Source organism: Rhodococcus zopfii NBRC 100606 = JCM 9919, from assembly GCF_001895025.1.
GTDB classification, from domain to species: domain Bacteria; phylum Actinomycetota; class Actinomycetes; order Mycobacteriales; family Mycobacteriaceae; genus Rhodococcus; species Rhodococcus zopfii.
Genome location: NZ_BCXI01000015.1, coordinates 34740 through 57070, shown reverse-complemented (window position 1 = coordinate 57070; position 22331 = coordinate 34740). Strand labels below are relative to the sequence as shown.

Below are 22331 nucleotides of genomic sequence, written 5' to 3'. Positions count from 1 at the left end.
TTACCGGCGCCGTCAGCGGCTGCCGTACTCAACCTGGTTCAGGAGGGACGAATCGGCGTTGCCGCTGCGGTCGATCTCCGGGCGGGTGTTGTCCTGCACCGCGGCGGTTACACCGAAAACTGCAGCAGCACCGAGGACGGCGCCGATCACAGCGCTGCCCAGGCCGGGTCCAAGGAACTTCGCCATGCCCATCTCCCCATCGTCAACGTCGGCGCGGGAAGTCCCCGCGCCGTTTCGCACCGCGTCAAGGTATCACCCGCGTCACACAGTGCGCCTGGAGCTAGAGTCCGAGCGCGCCGAGCAGGGTCCGCAGCTTCGCGGTCGTCTCGTCGAGCTCGGCGCCGGGATCGGAATCGGCGACGATCCCGCCGCCCGCCCACGCGCGAGCGCGCAACCCGTCGGAGCTGATCTCCGCGCAGCGGATCGCGACGAGCCAGTCGCCGTCACCTGCGGCATCGCACCAGCCGACGGCACCACCGTAGAAGCGGCGGTCGCCCTCGACGGCCCGGATCGAGGCGAGCGCGGCCTCGGTGGGCGTTCCCGCGACCGCGGGTGTCGGATGCAGCACCGTCGCGAGGGTCAAGGCATCGGTCGCCGGGTCGCGCAGTGTCCCGGTGATCGGGGTCGCCAGGTGCCACACGTCGGGGGTGCTCGTCAGCACCGGCACGTCGCGGATGTCGAGGTCGGTGCACAGCGGGCCCAGGCGGTCGCGGATCCACGCGGTGACGTACGCGTGCTCGGCGAGGTTCTTCGCGGACGCGAGCAGTTCCCGGCCGGCCGCCTCGTCGTCGGCGGGGTCGGCGCAGCGCGCGGCCGTCCCGGCGAGCGGACGGCACGTGACGGTGCTGCCGCGGCGGCTCACCAGCACCTCGGGGGTCGCGCCGACGAGGGTGTGTCCCCAGTAGCGCTCGCCGGCGGCACTGAGGTCCACGGCGTAGGTCGAGGCGGTCGGGTGCCGGGCGACCATGCGTGCGGCGACCGCGAGGGGATCGAGCGGTCCGTCCGCCTCGAGCGACACCGAACGCGCGGCGACGACCTTGCCGAACTCGCCCAGTGAGAGCCGGTCGATCAGTGCCCGTACCCGTGCGACGTGGATGCGCGGCTGCGGGGTCTCCGCGACGACCCGCACCGTCGGTAATGCATCGAGGTCCGCGGGCGGGGTCCACGGCCCGTCGGTGACGGTGCTCGTCTCGGGTTGCATCAGTGCGGGCATTCGTTCGGGATCGAAGGGCAGGGCACCGACGATCAGGTCGGCCTCGTCGCGTTGCAGTGCCCGTGACGCCGCGGCGGTGGTGTCGTAGAGGCGCCGGGTTCCGGTGGTGCGGAGGGTGCGATCGGGGCGCGAGAGCAGGAAGCCGTCCATGATCGCTCGACGATATCGCCCGGCGGCGACGGTGGTGTGCCTAGCGTCCCGGCGGCACGATCAGCACCGGACGGTGGCTGTGGCGCAGCACGTGGTCGGCGACGGAGGACTGCAGCAGGGACCGCAGGCCGGTGGTGCCGCGGGTTCCGGTGACGATGATGTCGACGTCGAGTTCGTCGGCGGCTTCGATGATCGACGTCCACACCGCGTTGACGATCTCGAGGGTGCGGCCTTCGGCGTGCAGTCCCACCGAGCGGGCCAGCTCGAGGCCTTCGGAGTTGGTGATCCTGGCGTCGGTGAGCGCAACGTCCTCGGTGTCCTCGTCGGGCACCCATTCCGGTTGCATCACCCCGGAGAGTCCGGACATCCGTGCGGCCTGGCGGACCATGGGTTCCCACGCGGTGACGACGACGGCGCGGCAGGACTCGAGAAAGCGTCCCGCGTATTCGACGGCGCGTTTCGAGTTCTCGGAGCCGTCGTAGGCAATGAGAATCAGATCTGCGGGCATCGCACACCCCTTGGTTCGAAACCGGCTGCTCGAGGTGCACATTACCGGTCCCGGCGGGCTGTGGGAGCCGACTGTGCGTGGGTCGGCTACCGTCGACGTTCATGCGTATCCGTCACAGCCTGATCGTCGTGCTCGCGGCCGCGACAGCGGCGGTCGGCTGTGGCGGGAACGGCTCGCCCGGCGTCTCCGCGACCTCCGGCGGCGAGTCCGTGTCCGCGACATCCGCGGCGTCCGTGACCACCCCGGAGTCCCTCCCGGAGTCCCCTGCGGCGCCGGCGTCCGCGCCGGTGTGCGGCGACGATCTGCTCGCGTCGCTGACGTTGCGGCAGAAACTCGCACAGTTGCTCAACGTCGGGGTGACCGGCTCCGAGGATGCGCTCGCGGTCGTGCGGTCGGAGCAGATCGGCGGCATTTTCATCGGCAGCTGGACCGACATGTCGATGCTGGCGAACCGGGAGATCCCCGCGGTCGCGGCGCAGAGCCCGCTGCCGCTGATGGTGACGATCGACGAGGAGGGCGGCCGCGTCTCCCGGGTCGGTGAGCTCCTCGGGGAGGATCCGTCGGCGCGGGTCACGGCCCGGACGATGACGGTCGACGAGACGTACGCGATGGCGCTCGAGCGCGGTCGCGAATTGCGCGAACTGGGTATCACCGTGGATTTCGCGCCGGATGTCGACGTGACCGACCGGCCGGACGGCGATGTGATCGGCGACCGTTCCTTCTCCGACGATCCGCAGGTCGTCGTGCAGTACGCCGATGCGTACGCGCGCGGCCTGCGCGATGCGGGAATCCTGCCGGTGCTCAAGCACTTTCCGGGCCACGGCTCGGCGTCGGGTGATTCGCACACCGGTGCGGTGGTCGCGCCGCCGTTCGAGCAGCTGCAGCAGATCGATCTGGTGCCGTACCGCGAACTCGTCACCTCGGGGGTGGCCGTGATGATCGGCCATCTGGACGTGCCGGGTCTGACCGACGGGCGGCCGGCGAGCATCAGCCCCGCGGCGGTGCGGCTGCTGCGGGACGGCACCGGCTACGGGGCGCCGCCGTTCGACGGGGTGATCTTCACCGACGATCTGTCCGGGATGCGCGCGATCACGGACAACTACGGTATCGCCGAGGCCGTGGAGGCCGCGTTGACCGCCGGAGTCGACCAGGCGTTGTGGCTGACCACCGATCAGGTGCCCGCGGTCCTCGATCATCTCGAGCAGTCCGTGCAGTCGGGTGCGTTGCCGGCAGCGCGGGTGGACGAGGCGGTGCGCACGGTCGTGCGGGCCAAGGGCGCGCTCGGCTGCTGATTTCCGGCGAATCGGAATCCGGGGAACCCGGCAGCGCTCCTTACTCTAGGGTAAGGAGCGTTACCCGAGCAGTATGGAGGAGACATGGCCGGCGGTACCAAGCGACTGCCTCGCGCGGTGCGGGAACAGCAGATGCTCGATGCCGCCGTGGAGGTGTTCTCCGAGAACGGGTTCCACGAAACCTCGATGGATGCGATCGCCGCGCGCGCGTCGATCTCCAAGCCGATGCTGTACCTGTACTACGGCTCGAAGGACGAACTGTTCGCCGCGTGCATCGGCCGCGAGGGCCAGCGGTTCGTCGAGGCCCTGGCTCCGGCGGGCGACCCCACCCTGCCGCCGCGTGCGCAACTGCGGGTCGCGCTCGAGTCGTTTCTCGGGTTCGTCGACGAGCATCGCCACTCGTGGATGGTGCTCTACCGTCAGGCGCTCGCCCAGCAGGCCTTCGCGAGCCAGGTGCGCGGCAGCCGCGACCGGCTGATCGAACTGACCGCGCACCTGCTCGAATCGAGCACGCGCGAGCCCGAACCGGACATGGATTTCAACATCATGGCGGTCGCGCTGGTCGGTGCGGGTGAGGCGGTCGCCGACCGCATCGCCGGCGGGGAGATCGACGTTGTCAAGGCTGCCGATCTGCTGGAAAACCTCGCGTGGCGCGGCCTGGCCGGTCGCAAGCGCAGCGATCCGTCCTGCTGACCCCGGCAACGGATCGGGCGAACCGGGACGCCCCCATCGCGCCCCGGTCCGCCCGAAGTCGGTGTGCCGTACCCGGCCTCAGCGCAAGGTGGCGCTCAGGTGCGGGTACTGCTCGGTCGGATGCCGCAGGGACAGGTCCCAGCCGTCCGCGACGTGCTGCGCGTACAGGTTCACCGTGGCCGGCAACAGCACCGGCTTCCCGAACCGCACCGCGTACGTGACCTTCTCCGGGATGCGGCCCTCGACGGCACGCAGCGCCGCTGCGGCGCTCCACATGCCGTGCGCGATGGTGCGCGGGAAACCGAAGGCCTTGGCGCCCAGCCTCGAAACGTGGATCGGATTGCGGTCGCCGGAGACCGCCGCGTACCGGTCGATCGTCTTCTGATCCACCCGCAGGGTCGACGTCGGCACGGCCGGGATGTGCTCCGGCTCCGGTTCCGGCTTCGGGGTACCGGACAACGACGTGCGCTGCTGGTGCAGGAACGTCGATCTCTGGTGCCAGACCGGTTCACGGCCCACGGAGATCTCGGTGACGACGTCCACGAGCAGGCCCTTGCGGTGCTCTCGCAGATCGGCCGCGTGCACGCGGATGTCCAGGGGCTCGCCGGCGGAGATCGGGCGGCGGTGTTCGATCACGTTCTCCGCGTGCACCGACCCCATGGCCGCGAACGGAAATCCTTTGGACACCATCAGTTTCATCACGACGGGGAACGTGAGCGTGAACGGGTAGGTGATCGGCAGGGTGTCGCCGAAACGCAGCCCGCAGACCTTCGCGTACTCGGCGAGGTTGTCCTGATCGACCCGCACGCCCCGCAGCAGCAGCGTGTCGTCGGGCAGGGACGTGCCGGACGCGCCGACGACCGGCAACGCGGAGAGCACGGCGCGCGAGTAGACGTCGAGGATCGACGGCACCGAGTCGAGTTCGATGACGGCCATCTACGCCCCCAGCATGGACTGGCCGCACACGCGCACGACCTGGCCGGTGACGGCGCCCGACGCCGGGTTCGCGAACCACGCGACGGTCTCGGCGACGTCGACGGTCTCGCCGCCCTGCTGCAGCGAGCTCATCAGACGGCCGCCTTCGCGGGTGGCGAGCGGGATCGCGGCGGTCATCGCGGTCTCGATGAAGCCGGGCGCGACGGCGTTGACGGTGATGTTCTTCTCGGCCAGCACCGGCGCGGTCGATTGCACGAGACCGATGACACCGGCCTTGGATGCGCCGTAGTTGGTCTGGCCGCGGTTGCCGGCGATTCCGGCGATCGACGACACGTCGATCACGCGGCCGCCCTCCTTGAGGGCGCCCTTCTCGACGAGCACGTCGGTGATCTTCTGCGGAGCGATGAGGTTGACGGCCATCACCGAGTTCCAGCGGGCCGCGTCCATGTTGGCCAGCAGCTTGTCGCGGGTGATGCCGGCGTTGTGCACGATGATGTCGGCGCCGCCGTGACGCTCGAGCAGGTGCGCGGCAAGCTTGTCGCCGGCGTCGGCGGCGGTGACGTCGAGCGCGAGGGACGTGCCGCCGACCTGATTGGCGGTCTGCGACAGCGCCTCGCCCGCCGCCGGGACGTCCGCGGCGACCACGGTCGCGCCGTCACGGGCGAGGACCTCGGCGATGGTCGCGCCGATGCCGCGGGCCGCGCCGGTCACGACGGCGACCTTCCCGGCGAGCGGCTTGTCCCAGGACTCGGGCGCGGTGGCCTCGCCGTCGCCGATCCGCACGACCTGGCCGTCGACGAACGCGGACTTGGCCGAGAGCAGGAAACGCAGGGTCGATTCGGCACCGGAGAGTCCGGCGGGCGCCTTCGGCGAGACGTATACGAGCTGCACGGTCGCGCCGCGGCGCAGTTCCTTGCCGAGGCTGCGGGTGAAGCCTTCGAGGGCGCGCTGGGCGATGCGCTCGTCGACCGACGACGTTTCCTCCGGCGTGGTGCCGAGGACGACGACGCGGCCGCTCGGGCCGAGACCCTTCACGGCCGGCTGGAAGAACGTGAACAGCTGCTCGAGTCCGGAAGGCTCGGTGATGCCGGTCGCATCGAACACGAGGGCGCCGAAGTTCTTCTCGTCGGGCTCGGCGAAGACGTAGTCGGTGAGCAGGGCGCGGATCGGCTCGACGAGCCGGCCGTTGCCCCCGAGCAGCACCGGGCCGGCGAGGGCCGGCTCGCCCGGCTGGTAGCGGCGGAGCTTCTCCGGCTGGGGCAACCCGAACTGCTTGGCGAGGAAAGCTCCGGGTGCGGACGTGATGAATTGGGCATAGAGCTTGGGTGCACCCTTGGTTTCGGCCACGATTCCACCTTCTCTGGTTCGGACGTCATGCGGTGTCGACAACAACTTACCCGTGAGTAAGAATAGTAGCCAGAGTTCGCATCCACCAGCACATCGGGAGACGACACGTGACCACCAAAGCCCGTTCCAGCTCTGCGCGCTCGTCGCGCCGCGTCGCGATCCTCGGCGGCAACCGCATCCCGTTCGCCCGGTCCGACCGCAAGTACGCTCGCGCCTCGAACCAGGACATGTTCACCGCTACCCTCGACGGCCTGATCAGCCGGTTCAACCTGCAGGGCGAACAGCTCGGCGCCGTCGTCGGCGGCGCGGTCCTCAAGCACAGCCGCGACTTCAACCTGATCCGCGAATCCGTGCTCGGCAGCCCCCTGAACCCTCACACGCCCGCATGGGACCTGCAGCAGGCCTGCGGCACAGGCCTGCAGTCGATCATCTCCGTCGGCGACGCCATTGCCGCCGGCCGGATCGAGTCGGGCATCGGCGGCGGCGTCGACACCACGTCCGACGCGCCCATCGGCGTCAACAACGACCTGCGCGAATTCCTGCTGTCACTGAACCGGGCGCGTTCCACCGGTGACCGCATCAAGCTGCTCGGCAACGTGCGCCCGTCGATGCTGGGCATCGAGATCCCCCGCAACGGCGAACCCCGCACCGGACTGTCGATGGGTGATCACGCCGCGATCACCGCCAAGGAATTCGGGATCGCCCGCGCCGACCAGGACGAACTGGCCGCCGCGAGCCACCGCAACATGGCCGCCGCCTACGACCGCGGGTTCTTCGACGACCTCGTCACCCCGTTCCTCGGCCTCACCCGCGACGACAACCTGCGCCCCGACTCGTCGGTCGAGAAGCTCTCGACGCTGAAGCCGGTGTTCGGCACGAAGCTCGGCGACGCCACCATGACGGCCGGCAACTCCACACCGCTGACCGACGGCGCGTCCGCGGCGTTGCTGTCCACCGAGGAATGGGCCGCTGCCCGTAACCTGCCCGTCCTCGCGTACCTCGTGGATTCCGAGACCGCCGCGGTCGACTACGTGCACGGCGGCGACGGCCTGCTGATGGCCCCGACCTACGCGATTCCGCGTCTGCTGAAGCGCAACGGCCTGACCCTGCAAGACTTCGATTTCTACGAGATCCACGAGGCGTTCGCGTCCGTCGTGCTCGCGACGCTGCAGGCCTTCGAGTCGGACGAGTACTGCAAGGGCCGGCTCGGACTCGACGCGCCGCTCGGCTCGATCGACCGCAGCAAGCTCAACGTCAACGGATCGTCCTTGGCGGCGGGGCATCCGTTCGCCGCGACCGGGGGCCGGATCGTCGCCTCGCTCGCCAAGATGCTGCACGAGAAGAAGGCGGAGACCGGCAAGCCCGCACGCGGTCTGATCTCCATCTGCGCGGCCGGTGGGCAGGGCGTCACCGCGATCCTCGAGGCGTGAGACGGAACCGCACCAAAAAAATTCCGGAAGGTCTGTAACACCCGTGGGAGCGGGTCGATAGACCTAGCGACCCCGCATTGCTGCCTGACCCCCGACCTGGTGGCAACGCGGGGTCATTCTCGTTTCCGGGTCGTTGAGGACCGGCTCGAATCGGAGTCGGCGCGGGCCGGCATTTAGGCTGGATGACGAGGCGCACCCGCTCGGGGGTGCCCAGTCGGAGGGACACGGGTGAGTGGTAACAACGGGGCGGACGAGCGCGAGAACATGAGCGGCGCCGTTCCCCCCAACGAGCCGGAGACGCAGCAGAAGCCGGAGACGGCCGGGGACACCGCAGTGGACGACACTGCGGGAACAGTCGCCGACGCGAAACCGGACGTCGTTGCCGAGCCGGCCGGCCCGGCTGCCACCGAACGGTTCGTCTCGATGGCGCCGCTCCCGACCACACCGACAGCCGCACCCGCGGACGAACCGCCCGCAGCGGGGAACGCCGATGCGCACGACGCCCTGACGGCCGCCGATGCGACGCCCGAACCGGAACCGGAACCGGAACCGGAACCGGAACCGGAACCGGAACCGGAACCGGAACCGGAACCGGAACCGGAACCGCAGAGCCTGGCACCGGAGGCTCCCGCAGTCCCGGAGGCTCCCGCAGTCCCGGAGGCACCCGCAGTCCCGGAGGCACCCGCCGACCGGGAAGCGGCCCCCGGGCAGGATGCCGCGCCGACTCCCGAACCTGCTGCCGAGCCGACGACTGCGCAGCTCCGTCCGTGGGAGGTCCCGACCACCGGTATCCCGGCTGCGCCGCAGAAACCAGCGCCGTTCGCGTTCACCAAGCCCGCCTTCACCGAGCCGGTCGTCACCGCACCTGTCGTCACCGAGCCGGTCGTCACCGAACCGCATGTCGAACCCGCCGCCGAGCCCTCGGCTCCTGCCCCGGTGGACGCGGCGGACCTCGCCGGGGACGATCCGTGGGCCGAAGACCCGACGCCGGCCGAATCCCCTGCCGAATCAGCGGCCGCGCAGCCGGAACCCGCCGCGGCGGCGCCCACCGCTGTCGACGACTCGGCCCCGACCGTCGCGATCGACATGTCCGCGGTCAGGAGTGCACCGTCCACCCCGCCCCGGGCCGAGTCCGCGGCCGAGCCCCCGTCGGTTCCGCCGACAGAGCGATCGGCGGGCGATCTCGCTGCGGCCGGATCCGCTGACGACGCGGTGACCGAGGTCGTTCCGGCCGTCGCCGCCGGCTCGGTCCCGCCTCCGCCCTCCGAACCGCCCACGACACCGCCGGGGGATGCCGCGGGGTCGCCCTCACCCGCGGGTCCGCCGTGGCGGAAGATCGCGCTCGCGGCCGGCGGTGTCGCCGCGGCACTCGCGGTCCTCTACGGCGTCGATCTTGCGGTCACGTCGGGCAACGTTCCGCGCGGCGTGACCGTCGCGGGAATCGAGATCGGCGGTAAGTCGGTCACCGAAGCCGAAACGCTGCTGCGCGACGAACTCGGCGACCGCCTCGGACGTCCCGTCGAGGTGACCGCCGGCGACACCACCGGCGAGGTCGTTCCGTCGCAGGCCGGTCTCGCGGTCGATTGGGAACACACCCTCGACCGCATCGGATCGCAGCCGCTCAACCCCTTCACCCGGCTGGCGTCCCTGTTCGGCAGCGACGAGATCGGTGTCGCCTCGCTCCGCGACGACGCGGCACTGACCAGCGCGCTCGAAGGCGTGCGGTCGAGCGCCGAACGCGCCCCGCGTGAAGGCACCGTCGTCTTCGAGGGTGCGACCCCGGTCGCGGTGTCCCCCCAACCCGGTCAGGACCTCGACCCGCAGGTCGCCGCGGACGTGTTCGCCGAGCGGTGGGCATTCGGCGACGTCACGCTCCCGGTGGAGACGATCGAGGTGACCGTCACCCCCGAAGCGGTCGATCGCGCACTCACCGACATCGCGTTCCCCGCGGTCGAGTCGGACGTGAAGGTCCAGGGGCGCGACAACACCGTCGCAACCCTGCCCCGCGACCGGATCGGCACGATCTTGTCCTTCGTGCCGGACGGCGACGGCGGCCTGAATCCCGAATACCACTCGGAAGCCGTCATCGACTTCCTGCGTCCGCAGCTCGCGGAGACCGAGGTGGAACCGAAGGACGCGCGCATCGTCATCGAGGGGAGCGGCCCGACGGTCGTGCCCGCGGTGAAGGGCGAGCTGGTCGACTGGGCGAAGACCCTCGAGCCGCTGCCCCGGCTGCTGGCTGCGCCGGGCGACCGGACGACGCCCGCGGTGTACGCACCGGTGGAACCCGCGCTCACGACCGAGGCCGCCGAGAAACTGGGCATCCGCGAGGTCATCGGTGAGTACACCACCGGCGGGTTCACCTACGCGTCGGGTGTGAACATCCGGCTCGCCGCCTCCGAGATCGACGGTGCCCTCGTCAAGCCCGGAGACACGTTCTCGCTCAACGGATATACCGGTCCGCGCGGTGCCGCCCAGGGCTACGTCGAATCCGGCATCATCGAGGCCGGGCGGCCCGGCACGGCCGTCGGTGGCGGCATCAGCCAGCTCGCGACAACCCTCTACAACGCAACGTATTTCGCCGGCATGGAGGACGTCGCCCACACCGAGCACAGCTACTACATCTCGCGGTACCCGGCGGCACGCGAGGCCACCGTGTACGAGGGCGCGATCGACCTGCAGTTCCGCAACCCCTTCGACACGGGTGTGCTGATCCAGACCATCGGCACGAGCTCGGACATCACGGTCCGGATCTGGGGGACGAAGACGGTGGACGTGCAGTCGTTCACCGGGGACCGAACGGCATTCACTTCGCCGAACAAGATCACCCTTCCGGCGGGAGATTCGTGCATTCCGTCCAGCGGCGCACAGGGTTTCACGGTCAGCGACACCCGGGTGATCACGGACGCCAAAACCGGGGCGCAGCTTTCGCGCACGACCCGCACCGTCAAGTACGACCCGGTTCCGATCGTCGAGTGCATCGAGCCCGAGTCCGAACGTGAGCCCGCGCCGGGTCCGGAACGGAACCCCGCCGGTTCGCCGGGAAGCACACCGGAATCCGGTTCGTCGCCGACGCCGAGCGCCCGGCCGCAACCCGGTGCGCAGCCGACGACGAGCCGCGCCCCGGAACCCGAATCCGCCACGGACGAGCCGGCCGTGCCCGACGCATCGGCCGTCGGCGAGTAACGCGGTCGCGGACATGGCGGAGGCCACCGAGGATCGCGCGTTCGTACCAACGGACAGGGCGCCGACGCTGCGATCGTGACCGTGAGCGCCACGACCGGCGAGCACATCGCGGAGGCGTTCTCGGCGATCCGCAAGGCCGGAACCTGCGTGGTCACCGGGCTCGGCAAGATGACCGACGTCGGAATACCGATCAGCCCGATGGAACTGGTGCTCTACCAGAAACGGCTTCAGGGTTCGCTTTTCGGCGCGTCCACGCCGACGGCCGACATCCCGTGGATGATCGACCTGTACACGTCGGGGAAGCTGAAGCTCGACGAGTTGATCACCACCTACAAGCTCGAGGACATCGCGCAAGGCTTCGCCGACATGCACGAGGGCCGAAACCTGCGTGGGGTCGTCGTCTCCGACACCGAGCATTCTGTCCCTGAACGGCCGTGTCCCTGAACGGCAGTGCGTCCGAACGGCAGTGCGTCCGAACGGCAGTGCGTCCGAACGGCAGTGACCCCCACCGGAATCCGATGGGGGTCACTGCCTGTCAACCCTGCCGGGGCCTGTCGGCCCCGGGCGGCTCGATCAGAACGCCGCTTCGTCGAGCTCCATGATGTCGGTGTCGACATTGGCGATGATGCCGCGCGAAGCGGTCAGCTCGGGCAGCACGTTCTTGGCGAAGAACGACGCGATCCCGACCTTGCCCGCGTAGAACGGAACATCCTTGGCGTCCGCGCCGGCATCCAGTGCGGCGAGGGCGATCTCGGCGTGCTGCAGCAGCAGCCAGCCGATGAGCAGGTCGCCGAACGCGAGCAGGTAACGCACCGAGCCGAGGCCGACCTTGTAGAGCTCCTTCGGCTGCTCCTGAGCGCCCATGAGGAAACCGGTGAGGGTCGCGGTCATGGCCTGCACGTCCTCGAGCGCGGTGGCCAGCAGGGCGCGCTCGGACTTGAGGCGCTCGTCGGCCGAATCCGAGTCGAGGAACTGCTTGATCTGGCCGGCGACGTGCGCCAGGGCGACGCCGCGGTCACGGGCGATCTTGCGGAAGAAGAAGTCCTGCGCCTGGATGGCGGTGGTGCCCTCGTACAGCGAGTCGATCTTCGAGTCCCGGATGTACTGCTCGATCGGGTAGTCCTGCAGGAAGCCCGAGCCACCGAGCGTCTGCAACGAATCCGTCAGGTACTGGTAGGCGCGCTCCGAGCCGCAGCCCTTGACGATCGGCAGCAGCAGATCGTTGATGCGGTGCGCGAGGTCCGCGTCGGCACCGGAAACCTGCTCGGCGACAACGATGTCCTGGTGAGCGGCGGTGTACAGGTACACGGCGCGCAGGCCCTCGGCGTATGCCTTCTGCATCGCCAGCGAGCGGCGGACGTCCGGGTGGTGGGTGATCGTCACGCGCGGTGCGGTCTTGTCCGCCATCTGCGTGATGTCGGAGCCCTGCACGCGTTCCTTGGCGTAGTCGAGGGCGTTGAGGTAGCCGGTGGACAGCGTGGAGATGGCCTTGGTGCCGACCATCATGCGGGCGTGCTCGATGACGTCGAACATCTGCGCGATGCCGTCGTGGATCTCGCCGACGAGCCAGCCCTTGGCGGGGACACCGTGGCCGCCGAAGGTGACCTCACAGGTCGCGGAGGCCTTGAGGCCCATCTTGTGCTCGACATTGGTGACGAACACGCCGTTGCGCTCGCCGAGCTCGTTCTTCTCGAAGTCGAAGTGGAACTTCGGGACGAAGAACAGCGACAGGCCCTTGGTGCCCGGCTTGCCGCCCTCGGGACGGGCCAGGACCAGGTGGAAGATGTTCTCGAACAGGTCGTCGGAGTCGGCGGAGGTGATGAACCGCTTGACGCCCTCGATGTGCCAGGAGCCGTCGTCCTGCCGGACCGCCTTGGTGCGGCCGGCGCCGACGTCGGAGCCCGCGTCGGGCTCGGTCAGGACCATGGTGGAGCCCCAGCCGCGCTCGACGCAGGTGGCCGCCCACTGCTTCTGCTCCTCGGTGCCGTTCTCGTAGAGGACACCGGCGAAGGCGGGGCCCGCGGCGTACATGAAGGCCGCCGGCTGCGCGCCCAGCATCAATTCGTTGGTGGCCCACAGCAGCGAGCGCGGGGCTTCGGTGCCGCCGATCGCCTCCGGGATGCCCATCGACCAGTAGCCGGCATCCCACCAGGCGCGGAACGCCTTCTTGAAGCCTTCCGGAAGGGAGACCGAGTGGGTCTCGGGGTCGAACACAGGGGGATTGCGGTCGGTGTCGGCGAAGGCTTCGGCGGCCGGACCCTCGGCGAGGGCCTTGACCTCTGCCAGGATGCCCCGAGCGGTGTCCTCGTCGAGATCGCCGAACTTGCCGGCCTCGAGGAGCGTTTGGATCTTCAGGACCTCGAAGAGATTGAACTCGAGGTCACGGAGGTTGCTCTTGTAGTGGCCCATTCTGTGTCTCCCAGTGCGGTGCGGTCGAGCTGTGATGTCAAGTACCGCCCAAGCTTATTACTCGTCGGTAACATCTCTATGTTACTCGCCGGGCAACTAACTGCCAAGGGCGGATTTCCGGGCGACGACAAGGGCGTCGACGGCGGTTCCCGAATCGGTTTCCCGGGCTCGCCTTTCGGCGGTGACAATTTCCAGTCTCCCGCCGATTTCGTTCACGATATCTGCTGGGGTGTAAAGAATTTCGGGGTCCTGTGGGCCTCCGGTGCCCAGCGTGGGATTGGTCGAATCGTGTCCCAGAAATATGAGGATTCCATCAGGTTTCAGGGAATTGATCGCATTGTCGATCACGGTTGCGCGCTGTGGTGCAACGAGGTGGAGGAATACGGCGAGAATCAGATCATATTCACCGTCGAAAGCGTCCCGGGTCACATCCGCGCGAATGTAACGCAGCCGATCACGGCTGCGCTTGGGTGCCTGCGCGGCGATCCGCCGGGCCTTCTCGATCGCGACGCCGGAGAAGTCGACGCCGTCGACCTCCCAACCGCGGGTGGCGAGCCACAGCGAGTGCCTGCCCTCACCGCACGCCAGATCCAGTGCTCGCCCCTGAGGCAGTGCCGCGGTGAACTCGACGACGACGGGGTTCGGCGGCGCACCCCACACCATGTCCGCCGCCGCGTACCGTTCGTCCCAATCCCGTGCCTCCATGCGGGCACGGTAGCGCGTCAGCGGTGCAGGGTCGTGTGCATCAACAACACGTTGTAGTTCTGATGCACGGTGGTCAGGAAGTACAGATCCGGGCCGGACGACCACGGATGGATGTACGCGCCGTACGCGCTCGGGAGTTCACGGGTGTCGACGATGACCTCCGGCGCGCTCCACGGTCCCGTCACCGACGGCGAGCGGCGCATGACGACCGAGTTGTGCGTGTCGGTGGTGAGCATCAGGAACTGGCCGAGGTAGTCGTTCCACTGCACCGACAGTTCGGCGACGCCGTCACCCATGAGCGGGCGCGCCGCGTTCACGTCGCGCACCCAGGCGCCGCCGTCCCAGTATTCGTAGGCACCGAGATCGCGGATCTGTGACTCGGGGACGCGCGCCAGATGCACGAGGCCCCCACGGCCGGGGGGCGTGCCGTACTGGTAGACGAAGCCGCCGCGCTTCAGGAACGCGCTCATCTGGAAGTTGCGGTTGCCGCCCTCGCTCGGGCGTGCCGTCTCCGGGGCTGCCGCCCAGTTCTCGCCGTTGTCGTTCGAGAAGATCAACCCGGAGTAGTTGGTCTCCCAGGTTCCGGCCGGACCCCAGTTCTTCACCGACATGGCACTCAGATACTGGGTGTCGCCGACGGCGACTCCCGCCGTGGGAATCCGGCTGATCTCGATGAACGGGATCTTCGGGCTCGGGACCAGCTCCTTGGCCTGGCCGAAGACGTCGGTCGCGGCGCTGCTGAAGTTCATGCCGTCGGCGAGGTCGCGGTCGTTGCTGCGGAACAGCACGTTGCTCCGCCACGCCCACAGGCTGCCCGAGAGCAGGTTGGGCAGGCCGAGACCTGCGGTGTCGCCGAACGCCGTGAGGATCTCGCCGCGGCCGTTGTCCCACATGATTCCGAGGTCGGTGCCGAGCACATTCAGGTCCTGTGTCCGGTTCTCACTGAGAATGCCGGTCTGCTGCGCCACCGCCCGGGCCCGTCCGCCGAGCTGAGGCACGCCGTTCACGCCGTTCAGCCCCGGGATCGGGTTGATTGCGTTGGGATTGGCGGACGCGACCGCCGGAATCAACGGCAGCGCCAACGCGGTGGCCGTGGCAGCCGCGACGCCGAATCGGATCGACCTTCGAATACTTCCCCCGAACAGATGCACAGCGCCGGACGCTAGCAGGTGCCGTGCCCGGATTGCGAGGCAATCCTGGGAACTTCTCGATCTTGTGATCGGGACGTGTGGGCCTACCACAGGGAAGGTGACCCCGGGCACAATTCTGACACGCGTTACCGTATTGAAGTTGTCGTGCACTGACACGCAGTGCCCGAAGAAGAGGAGTTCGCCTGATGGGTGCACAGATTGCCGGTCCCGCCCCGTTGCGGAACACCGCGTTGCTCGGGCTGGGCGTGCACCGCCCCGAGCGTGTCGTCACCAACGCGGAGATCTGCGAGCTGATCGACTCGAGCGACGAGTGGATCCAGTCGCGGTCCGGCATCAAGTCGCGGCGCTTCGCCAAGGCCCACCCGGAGGAATCCGTGGCCGACATGGCGGTCTCGGCGGGTGCCAAGGCGCTCGAGGCGGCTCGCCTTTCGGGGGCGCAGATCGACACCGTCATCGTGGCGACCTCGACCTACCCGATGCAGACGCCCCAGTGCGCGGCGACCGTCGCCGATCGACTCGGCACCGGCGGTGCCGGCGCTCTCGACATCTCCGCCGGCTGCGCGGGCTTCTGCTACGCGCTCGGTGTCGCCTCGGACCTCGTCCGGGCAGGTACCGCCGAGCACGTCCTGGTCGTCGGTGTCGAGCGGATGAGCGACACCACCGAACCCACCGATCGCTCCGTGCGCTTCATCTTCGGTGACGGCGCCGGCGCCGTCGTCGTCGGACCGTCCGATGAGGTCGGCATCGGACCGACCGTGTGGGGTTCGGACGGCGCGCAGGGCAACGCGATCCGCCAGGAGCCGGATTGGGTCGACTTCGCCCAGAACCCGGACCAGAAGCGTCCGTGGATCATCATGGAGGGCACCGCGGTGTTCCGGTGGGCGGCGTTCGAGATGAGCAAGTTCGCGCGCCAGATCGCCGACAAGGCCGGGGTCGCGGTCACCGACCTCGACGCATTCGTTCCGCACCAGGCGAACCTGCGCATCAACGACGTCATCGTCAAGCAGCTCGAGCTTCCCGACACCGTCGCGGTCGCGGACGACATCATCGAGACCGGCAACACCTCCGCCGCATCGATCCCGCTCGCGATGGAGAAGATGCTGCGCACCGGCCAGGTGAAGGAAGGCGACACCGCGCTGCTGCTCGCCTTCGGGGCCGGCCTGTCCTACGCGGGCCAGGTCGTGAAGATGCCGCGTCTGGCCCAGTAGGTGTCCCCGGCCGACCGGCCGTCGCCGCGGCGATGGCTGTGGATCGTCGGCCTCGCGGTCCTGATCGTCGTCGCATTCGTCGCGCTCGCTCCCGGTGGGCGCGACGAATCCGATGCGCTCACGGCCGAGGGGCTCACCTCGGCGCCACGATCGTGGACGCCCACACCTACGGGGCCGGTGACACCCACCTGGCGGTCCGGTGAAAGTTCGGCGGCGCCGACGTGGCGTCCGTCCGCGACGCCGACTACGGCCGCCCCGGGGTCCGCCGTCTCACCGGCTCTGGCGACGCTCGCGACATTGCCGGTCAAGGGGCGTGCCCCGAAGACCGGCTACGACCGCGCCCTGTTCGGCAGCGCCTGGACCGACGACGTGACCGTTGCCCTGGGCCGCAACGGCTGCGACACCCGCAACGACATCCTCAAGCGCGATCTGATCGACATCTCGCTGGTTCCCGCGACCCGCGACTGCACGGTCCGCACGGGCACGCTCAACGACGTGTACACGGGCCGGACGATCTTCTTCCGGCGCGGCACCGACACGTCGGCGGCGGTGCAGATCGATCACGTCGTCGCGCTGTCGGATGCGTGGCAGAAGGGTGCTCGGCAACTCGACGAGCAGACCCGCCGCAACCTCGCGAACGACCCCCGCAACCTGCAGGCCGTCGACGGCCCGACCAACCAGGGCAAGGGGGACGCGGACGCCGCGACGTGGCTGCCGCCGAACCGCGCGTACCAGTGCACCTACGTGTCCCGGCAGATCGAGGTGAAGGCCGCGTACGGACTGTGGGTCACCCCGGAGGAACACGACGCGATGACCCGGGTCCTGTCCGACTGCTGACGCGCCCGCACGGCTACAACGCACCGGCGATGTCGTCCTCGGACAGCAGCACCGTCGAGGCCGCCGGCCCCAGCGGTACGAAGCTGTCACGGCTGGTGATGCGCTGGATTCGGCCGGTGTACCCGGCGTCGGTCAACGCGGTCACCACGCCCTCGGAAACCCCGCCGCTGCGGCGGGTCTCGTCGACCACCAGCACCCGCGGGAACCGTTCGGCGTGCGCCACCAGCGACGCGGCGGGCAGTGGGGCGATCCATTGCAGATCCAGAACGGTGACGTCGAGCCCGCGCGCGGCGACCCGGTGCGCGGCGCGCAGGCTCATGCGGACCCCGTTGCCGAACGTCACCAGCAGCGCGTCGGTGCCGTCGCCGTACGTCCGTACCTCCCCGGGCTGCACCGCCTCCGGAGCCGGTACCTGCGCCCACAGGCCGTCGCCGTCCTCGTAGAGATCCCGCTCGTGGTACAGCGCGATCGGTTCGACGAACACGCACACCCGTCCGGTGCTGCGGGCCAGCTCGAAGCACGAGCGCAGCAGGGCCCCGGCGTGGGCGGGCCGGCTCGGCACCGCGACCGTCAGTCCCGGGATGTCGCGCAGCACCGCGAGGGAATTGTCATTGTGGAAGTGCCCGCCGAAACCGCGCTGATAGGCCAGGCCGGCGATGCGCACCACCATGGGATTGCGGTAGCTGCCGTCGGAGAAGAATTTCAGCGTCGCGGCTTCCCCGCGCAGCTGGTCCTCCGCGTTGTGCAGATAGGCGAGATATTGGATCTCCGGAATCGGCAGCAGCCCGGCGACCGCGAATCCGAGGGCGGTTCCGAGAATCGTCTGCTCGTCGAGCAGGGTGTCGAACACGCGCAGCGGACCGAATCGTCGTGCCAGCGCGCGGGTCACGCCGTAGACACCGCCCTTGACTGCGACGTCCTCCCCGAACACGCACGCCTGCGGGACCTGCGCGAGGATGTTGTCCAGCGCGCGGCCGACCGCCTGCGCCAGGGTGAGCGGGTCCCGCGGTATCGGGTCCGGATCGCCCGGGATCTGCGGGTGGCCGTGCGTATGGAGCGGCCGCACGACCTCCGCGACCGACGTCATTCTGGGAGGGGAACCTAGGCCGACCACGACATCCGCCACAGCGCGCCGCGACCGTTCGTATCGTTCGAGGAGTTCGGCGGGGGAGAGGATCCGGCGGTCCACGAGTTCGCGTGCGGTGCCGAGCAGCGGGTCGCGTGCGTAGTCCCCGGCGATGTCCGCGGGGGTGCGGTAGGCCGGCTCGGCATCCGATCCGGCGTGCCCGAGATACCGGACCGTCTTCAGGTGCAGGATCGCCGGTGCACGCGAGGTGCGAACGGACACAAGCATTTCGGATGCCGCGGTGAGCGCGTCGACGGGATCGGACCCGTCCGCCTCCCGGTAGCCGACCCCCGGATACGACCCGAGGGTCCGCTCGACCCACCCGGCCGGGCTGCGCACGCTGATGCCGAATCCGTTGTCTTCGCAGACGAACAGGATCGGCAGCGGCAATCTGCGATGGGTGAGATACGCCGCCGCGTTGAGCGCACCGACCGCGGTGGAGTGATTCGCCGACGCATCCCCGAAACTGCACAACACCACCGAATCCGCCGGCCACGGACAGTCGACGCCCAGACGTGCCGTCCACGTCAGGGCGAGGGCGAGTCCCACCGCCCGCGGCAGATGCGAGGCGATCGTCGACGTCTGCGGCAGGATGTTCAGGGCCGCGTTCCCGAACACCTTGTGGCGGCCGCCGGAGATCGGATCCAGTGTCGACGCGGCGCATCCGGCCAGCACATCCCGGATCGGGGTGCTGCCGGGCACCAGCGACGCGCGGGCCGCGTAGAACCCGCCCGATCGGTAGTGCAACAGCGCCGGATCGGTGACGCGCGCGGCCAGGCCCGGGGCCGCGTTCGACTCGTGCCCGGCCGAACCGATCGTGTAGAAACCCTCGCCGCGCCGCTGCAGGTCGCGGGCCGCGAAATCGAGGTGCCGTGATTGCAGCTGGGCGTCGAAGTACCGCAGCAGCACGTCGTCGCTCACCCGGCGGTCGGGGCGGTGCCGGACGTCGGGTACCCGCGCCTGCACGATCGCGGTGAAATGATCGTCGAGCGGTTCTGCCGGCATCCCTCCGTCGTACGCCCTCGGGACGTCCCGCGGACCGTTTTCCGGTTACCCGGTGCTCCCCGCAGTGGCGCCCGAGGTCGGTGCGGCGCTCAACGTCGGTGCAGATCGATCGGCTGCCCGTCCGACGGGAACGGCAGGGACGTGAAGTTCATCGGCGCGACATAGTCGGCGGGCACGTGCCAGTGGTAGCCGAGCAGCAGGTGGTGCAGGACCGTCTTGATCTCCGCGCTCGAGAAGTACATGCCGAGGCAGCGGTGCGCGCCGCCGCCGAACGGCGACCACGCGTACTTGTGGACGCGGTCCTCGCGTCGTTCGGGGGAGAACCGTTCCGGATCGAATCGTTCGGGATCGGGCCACAATTCGGCCATGTGGTGGGTGTAGTGCAGGCCGACGTTGATCAGTGTTCCGCGGGGAATGTAGTGACCGAGGATCTCGGTGTCCGCCACCGCGCGCCGCACGATCCCCGGCACCGGAGTGACCAGCCGTTGGCATTCCTTGATGACCAGATCCAGGCTCGTGAGCTGCTCGAGCTGGTCCAGCGTGGGTGTGGTGGTGCCGAGTGCCTCCGATTCGTCGCGGCACGCCTGCTGCCACTGCGGGAACTGCCCGAGATACTGCACGGCCGTCGACAGGGTGATGGTGGAGGTGTCGTGCGCGGCCATCATCAGGAAGATCATGTGGTTGACCACGTCGTCGTCGGTGAAGCGTTGCCCGTCGTCGGATTCGACGTGACACAGGGCGGTGAACAGGTCGTCGCCGTCGCCGGCGCGGCGGGCGGGCAGATAGCGGCGGAAGAACTCCTCGAGGCGTCGACGCCCGACGACGCCGCGCCGCCAGCGGGTGCCGGGCAGCGGGTAGCGCACGAGCGCGGTCGCGGCCTGGACGCATCCGATGAACGATTTGTTGACCTCGGCCATCTCGGCGGCCGACGACCCCTCCGCGCCCCCCATGAAGAGCGACGTCGCGATCCCGAGGGTGAGCTCCTTCAGCGCCGGATAGGCGCGGAAACCCGATTGCGGAGACCAGGATTCGAGCCCCTGCTCGACGGCCGGATGCAACGCTTCGGTGTATCGGGCCAGCCGGTCGCGGGTGAACGCCTGCTGCAGGATTCGCCGGTGCGCGGCGTGTTCGTCGCCGTCGAGCAGCATCAGGCCGCGGTCGAAGAACGGGCCGATGAGCACCCGCCAGCCCGGTCCGTTGGCCAGGGCGCGGTCGCGGTTCTGCAACGCGGCGCCGCACGCGTCGGGGCCGAGCAGGACAACCCACGGATTGCCCGCGAACCGGAACCACGAGACCGGGCCGTGTTCGTGGTAGCGGCGGTCGTACGCGCCGATCGGGTCGCGCATGTAGTCCAGCGCATAGCCCACGTACGGCAGGCCGCCGTCGCCGGGGACCGCGGTCAGTCCGGGCGGTGGGTCGGCAAGCACCTTCGTCATGAGATCTCCCTCGGTGGGGTCCATCTGACAGGAGTCCCTGTCACTTGACTGTAGCGTGGATCACATGCGTGGATCTGTCAAGATTCGAGAATGAGCCGACCCACCCGCCAATACCGCGGTCGCAGCGCGGAAGAACGCGCGGCAGACCGTCGCGAACGCCTGCTCGAGGCGGGCCTGACCGTCTTCGGCGGTGAGGGGGACACGAAGGCCACGATGACGGCCATCTGCCAGGAGGCGGGCCTCACCGAACGCTACTTCTACGAGAGTTTCGCGGGCCGCGACGAGTTGCTCGTGTGTGTCGTCGAGCGGATCGCCGGCGACATCCGCGACCGCGCCCTGGCTGCCCTCGCCGAGACCGAGCACAGTCCCGAAGAGCGGGCCAGGGCCGCGATCGCGGCATTCGTGGCGGTGCTCACCGACGACCCGCGCAAGGGCCGTATCGCCGTCGTCGAATCCGCCGCGACGGAACCGCTACGCACCCGGCGCCGCGCACTGCTCCGGCAGTTCGCGCACCTCGTCGCGCAGGAGTCGCGGGAACTGTGGGGCGAGAGCGCGTTGCAGCCGCCGCACGACGAGGTGTCGGCGCTGCTGTTCGTCGGTGGCCTCGCCGAGGTGATGACGGCATGGCTGCGCGGCGAGGTCGACGTGACCCCCGAGCAGATCGTCGACGCCGCGACCCGCCACTACCTGGTCACGGCGCACCGGTGACCGCTACGCAGGCGGGGCCTGATTGATCTGCAGGCGCGCGCCGAGGGGATCGCTGATCGTGGCGAGCCGGCCGAACGGGGTGTCCTCGGCCTCGCGTTCGACGGTGCCCCCGAGCCGCGTCACGGCCGCCGAGGCCGCGTCGGCGTCCTCGACACCGATATAGAACTGCCAGAACGACGGCACACCGTCGGGAAGGAAGCCGGACGCGTCCATGATCCCGGCGATGTCCTCGCCCCCGACCTTGCCGGTCGAGTACCGGAAGTCGCCGGAATCGCTCATCGGCTGACAATCCCAGCCGAACACGTCTCGATAGAAGGAGAGAGACGCGGCGTAGTTGCGCGACATCGCCTCGAACCACACCGGCGCGCCGGGTTCGCTGTCGAACCCGAATCCGTGATGCTGATCGGCCTGCCACACGCCGATCACGGCACCGGCCGGGTCGGCGAGGATCGCCATGGTTCCCTGGTCGCCGACCTTCATCGCAGGCATCAGGACCTGCCCGCCGGCCTCCCCGGCCTTTCGTGCGGTGACATCGGCGTCGTCGGAGTCCAGGTAGACCGTCCAAATGTTGCCGTACGGGTTGCCCGGCTGCTGGGGACCGAGACCGGCGACGGGTGCGCCGCGGTGGCTGAAGATGGTGTATCCGCCGTACTGCGGGTCCTCGTTCGTGTCGGCCTGCCAGCCGAAGAGTTCGCGATAGAACGGGATGACGTGTTTCGGGTCGGAGCTGGTGAGATCGACCCAGCCGGGTGCGCCGGTCCGGGGCTGATGTTCGGGCATGACGGTCTCCTGTGTTCCTGGGCTGGTTTGCTGAGGAATCGGCGTAGCTGACCGATCGGCGTTGCCGAGGAACCGGCATCGCCGAGGAATCGGCATCGTGCGAGGTGTTCCGGTCGTGCGGGAATCACGGTACCTGCGGGGGCCGACAGGTTCGGGTGAAGCGCAGATCGAACCCCGCGGTGGAAGTGATCCCGGTCACATCTGAGGCGAG

General features: G+C 69.1%; 17 protein-coding genes and 2 pseudogenes. 8 read left to right on the top strand and 11 right to left on the bottom strand.

All coding sequences use genetic code 11. The features are described from left to right. Positions 1-12 precede the first annotated feature (12 nt). The 3 genes from RZ1_RS11190 to RZ1_RS11180 form a co-directional block, all read right to left on the bottom strand. Positions 13-186, bottom strand: coding sequence for a DUF2613 domain-containing protein (locus tag RZ1_RS11190; RefSeq protein ID WP_072812050.1), 174 nt, complete (start codon positions 184-186; stop codon positions 13-15). 94 nt (positions 187-280) lie between these two features. After that, positions 281-1363: an isochorismate synthase gene (locus RZ1_RS11185; RefSeq protein WP_072811844.1), complete on the bottom strand. Its 1083-nt coding sequence runs from the start codon at positions 1361-1363 to the stop codon at positions 281-283. 40 nt (positions 1364-1403) lie between these two features. Next, the gene (locus RZ1_RS11180) at positions 1404-1871 is read right to left on the bottom strand and encodes a universal stress protein (protein ID WP_072811842.1); all 468 of its coding nucleotides are present in this window, start codon (positions 1869-1871) and stop codon (positions 1404-1406) included. 101 nt (positions 1872-1972) lie between these two features. On the opposite strand from RZ1_RS11180, the gene RZ1_RS11175 reads away from it, so the two are divergent. Together RZ1_RS11175 and RZ1_RS11170 are read left to right on the top strand one after the other, a co-directional pair. Then, positions 1973-3163 (top strand): glycoside hydrolase family 3 N-terminal domain-containing protein, encoded by a 1191-nt coding sequence (locus tag RZ1_RS11175; protein ID WP_072811840.1) that lies wholly within the window; start codon positions 1973-1975, stop codon positions 3161-3163. Positions 3164-3247: 84 nt separating this feature from the next. After that, a complete protein-coding gene (locus tag RZ1_RS11170) occupies positions 3248-3856 on the top strand; it encodes a TetR/AcrR family transcriptional regulator (RefSeq protein WP_072811838.1) in 609 nt (202 codons plus the stop codon). Between the two features lie 78 nt (positions 3857-3934). On the opposite strand, the gene RZ1_RS11165 is transcribed toward RZ1_RS11170, so the two are convergent. Together RZ1_RS11165 and RZ1_RS11160 are read right to left on the bottom strand one after the other, a co-directional pair. After that, positions 3935-4792 (bottom strand): MaoC/PaaZ C-terminal domain-containing protein, encoded by an 858-nt coding sequence (locus RZ1_RS11165; protein WP_072811836.1) that lies wholly within the window; start codon positions 4790-4792, stop codon positions 3935-3937. Next, entirely contained in the window at positions 4793-6139 is a 1347-nt protein-coding gene (locus RZ1_RS11160; protein WP_072811834.1) for a 3-oxoacyl-ACP reductase, read from the bottom strand. It lies immediately after the preceding gene. Positions 6140-6246: 107 nt separating this feature from the next. Here RZ1_RS11160 and RZ1_RS11155 point away from each other — a divergent pair, with 107 nt between their 5' ends. The 3 genes and pseudogenes from RZ1_RS11155 to RZ1_RS29600 form a co-directional block, all read left to right on the top strand. Continuing rightward, positions 6247-7569 carry an acetyl-CoA C-acetyltransferase gene (locus RZ1_RS11155; protein ID WP_072811832.1) on the top strand — a complete coding sequence of 441 codons (1323 nt, stop codon included), beginning with the start codon at positions 6247-6249 and terminating at the stop codon, positions 7567-7569. A 1086-nt stretch (positions 7570-8655) separates the two neighbouring features. After that, complete coding sequence (locus RZ1_RS11145; protein WP_139281814.1) at positions 8656-10755, top strand: VanW family protein; 2100 nt, start codon at positions 8656-8658, stop codon at positions 10753-10755. Next, a pseudogene (locus tag RZ1_RS29600) lies at positions 10748-11199 on the top strand (zinc-binding dehydrogenase); the annotation flags it as partial. The gene RZ1_RS11145 and the pseudogene RZ1_RS29600, both read left to right, overlap by 8 nt. A 129-nt stretch (positions 11200-11328) precedes the next feature. On the opposite strand, the gene RZ1_RS11140 reads toward RZ1_RS29600, so the two are convergent. The 3 genes from RZ1_RS11140 to RZ1_RS11130 form a co-directional block, all read right to left on the bottom strand. Further along, complete coding sequence (locus tag RZ1_RS11140) at positions 11329-13164, bottom strand: acyl-CoA dehydrogenase (RefSeq protein ID WP_072811827.1); 1836 nt, start codon at positions 13162-13164, stop codon at positions 11329-11331. A 96-nt stretch (positions 13165-13260) separates the two neighbouring features. Continuing rightward, positions 13261-13869, bottom strand: coding sequence for a class I SAM-dependent methyltransferase (locus RZ1_RS11135; protein WP_072811825.1), 609 nt, complete (start codon positions 13867-13869; stop codon positions 13261-13263). Positions 13870-13886: 17 nt separating this feature from the next. After that, a complete protein-coding gene (locus tag RZ1_RS11130; protein WP_371306597.1) occupies positions 13887-14951 on the bottom strand; it encodes a glycoside hydrolase family 183 protein in 1065 nt (354 codons plus the stop codon). A gap of 254 nt (positions 14952-15205) precedes the next feature. On the opposite strand from RZ1_RS11130, the gene RZ1_RS11125 reads away from it, so the two are divergent. Then, on the top strand, positions 15206-16228 hold the full coding sequence (locus RZ1_RS11125) for a beta-ketoacyl-ACP synthase III (RefSeq protein ID WP_072811821.1): 1023 nt from the start codon (positions 15206-15208) through the stop codon (positions 16226-16228). After that, a pseudogene (locus RZ1_RS11120) lies at positions 16229-17062 on the top strand (HNH endonuclease family protein); the annotation flags it as partial. Between the two features lie 16 nt (positions 17063-17078). Here RZ1_RS11120 and RZ1_RS11115 read toward each other — a convergent pair. Further along, positions 17079-19196, bottom strand: a complete 2118-nt coding sequence (locus RZ1_RS11115) for a thiamine pyrophosphate-dependent enzyme (protein WP_072811819.1) — start codon at positions 19194-19196, stop codon at positions 17079-17081. 89 nt (positions 19197-19285) lie between these two features. Then, a complete protein-coding gene (locus RZ1_RS11110; RefSeq protein ID WP_072811817.1) occupies positions 19286-20632 on the bottom strand; it encodes a cytochrome P450 in 1347 nt (448 codons plus the stop codon). Between the two features lie 90 nt (positions 20633-20722). On the opposite strand from RZ1_RS11110, the gene RZ1_RS11105 reads away from it, so the two are divergent. Beyond that, positions 20723-21340 (top strand): TetR/AcrR family transcriptional regulator, encoded by a 618-nt coding sequence (locus RZ1_RS11105; RefSeq protein ID WP_072811815.1) that lies wholly within the window; start codon positions 20723-20725, stop codon positions 21338-21340. Positions 21341-21343: 3 nt separating this feature from the next. Here RZ1_RS11105 and RZ1_RS11100 read toward each other — a convergent pair whose 3' ends face one another. Continuing rightward, positions 21344-22120, bottom strand: a complete 777-nt coding sequence (locus RZ1_RS11100; RefSeq protein ID WP_072811813.1) for a VOC family protein — start codon at positions 22118-22120, stop codon at positions 21344-21346. Positions 22121-22331 lie beyond the last annotated feature (211 nt).

Excerpts from the sequence above, each read along its gene's own strand:
- RZ1_RS11175 (WP_072811840.1), top strand. The coding sequence starts at position 1,973 with ATGCGTATCCGTCACAGCCTGATCGTCGTGCTCGCGGCCGCGACAGCG.
- RZ1_RS11165 (WP_072811836.1), bottom strand. The coding sequence starts at position 4,792 with ATGGCCGTCATCGAACTCGACTCGGTGCCGTCGATCCTCGACGTCTAC.
- RZ1_RS11135 (WP_072811825.1), bottom strand. The coding sequence starts at position 13,869 with ATGGAGGCACGGGATTGGGACGAACGGTACGCGGCGGCGGACATGGTG.
- RZ1_RS11185 (WP_072811844.1), bottom strand. The coding sequence starts at position 1,363 with ATGGACGGCTTCCTGCTCTCGCGCCCCGATCGCACCCTCCGCACCACC.
- RZ1_RS11125 (WP_072811821.1), top strand. The coding sequence starts at position 15,206 with ATGGGTGCACAGATTGCCGGTCCCGCCCCGTTGCGGAACACCGCGTTG.
- RZ1_RS11190 (WP_072812050.1), bottom strand. The coding sequence starts at position 186 with ATGGCGAAGTTCCTTGGACCCGGCCTGGGCAGCGCTGTGATCGGCGCC.
- RZ1_RS11140 (WP_072811827.1), bottom strand. The coding sequence starts at position 13,164 with ATGGGCCACTACAAGAGCAACCTCCGTGACCTCGAGTTCAATCTCTTC.
- RZ1_RS11110 (WP_072811817.1), bottom strand. The coding sequence starts at position 20,632 with ATGACGAAGGTGCTTGCCGACCCACCGCCCGGACTGACCGCGGTCCCC.
- RZ1_RS11100 (WP_072811813.1), bottom strand. The coding sequence starts at position 22,120 with ATGCCCGAACATCAGCCCCGGACCGGCGCACCCGGCTGGGTCGATCTC.
- RZ1_RS11115 (WP_072811819.1), bottom strand. The coding sequence starts at position 19,196 with ATGCCGGCAGAACCGCTCGACGATCATTTCACCGCGATCGTGCAGGCG.
- RZ1_RS11170 (WP_072811838.1), top strand. The coding sequence starts at position 3,248 with ATGGCCGGCGGTACCAAGCGACTGCCTCGCGCGGTGCGGGAACAGCAG.
- RZ1_RS11180 (WP_072811842.1), bottom strand. The coding sequence starts at position 1,871 with ATGCCCGCAGATCTGATTCTCATTGCCTACGACGGCTCCGAGAACTCG.
- RZ1_RS11105 (WP_072811815.1), top strand. The coding sequence starts at position 20,723 with ATGAGCCGACCCACCCGCCAATACCGCGGTCGCAGCGCGGAAGAACGC.
- RZ1_RS11145 (WP_139281814.1), top strand. The coding sequence starts at position 8,656 with ATGTCCGCGGTCAGGAGTGCACCGTCCACCCCGCCCCGGGCCGAGTCC.